Genomic DNA, 710 nt, shown 5'->3' with positions numbered 1-710 from the left:
ATAATTTGTTTTCGCCGGACTCTACACAAGACACTTGAATGTGTTTGTTTTGAGAACTCGTATCTTCTCTCGAAGATACTATTGTAATCCAACTCGTTGAGTTGAATTTACTAGTCAGCTTTCCAGATTGTTAAAGAGCATGTGTTTCGTTATCTCCGAAGAGATTGAACCACTTTCTAAAAACTTTCAGCGACACAAAATCGACCCAACGGCAGTATTTCGCCATTGAATCTGCGTTTAGTGCAGAAAATATTTAGAGAGTGGTGGAGCTATGCGGGATCGAACCGCAGACCTCTTCGCTGCCAGCGAAGCGCTCTCCCAGCTGAGCTATAGCCCCATCGAGATGGTTTTCTTTTCTAAGACAAGGCATGAAGTGAGGACGTTTAGTACGCTAAACGACGAACTTCATAACGAAATATTAGGAAAGAATGGTGGGCGATACCGGGCTCGAACCAGTGACCCCCTCCTTGTAAGGGAGGTGCTCTCCCAACTGAGCTAATCGCCCTCCGATTTCAGCTTGTTTTCACTTTTGAAAAAGTAAAATCAAAACTGCCATCTTCCGAGGAGAAGATGGTGGGTCGTGCAGGATTCGAACCTGCGACCAATTGATTAAAAGTCAACTGCTCTACCAACTGAGCTAACGACCCTTGGCGTCCCGTAGGGGAGTCGAACCCCTGTTACCGCCGTGAAAGGGCGGTGTCCTAGGCCTC

Annotated in this window: 3 tRNA genes; all 3 read right to left on the bottom strand. The window is 46.6% G+C overall.

Annotation, left to right across the window (positions count from 1 at the left end):
- Positions 1–261 precede the first annotated feature (261 nt).
- Positions 262–337, bottom strand: a tRNA-Ala gene (locus tag EDI28_RS26175).
- Positions 338–429: 92 nt separating this feature from the next.
- A tRNA-Val gene (locus EDI28_RS26170) sits at positions 430–505 on the bottom strand.
- Positions 506–571: 66 nt separating this feature from the next.
- Positions 572–647 (bottom strand) — tRNA-Lys (locus EDI28_RS26165).
- Positions 648–710: the final 63 nt, after the last annotated feature.

Origin of the sequence: Photobacterium chitinilyticum, from assembly GCF_004104355.1 — a bacterium.
Lineage (GTDB): Bacteria > Pseudomonadota > Gammaproteobacteria > Enterobacterales > Vibrionaceae > Photobacterium > Photobacterium chitinilyticum.
This window is presented reverse-complemented; position numbering and strand designations above follow the sequence as displayed.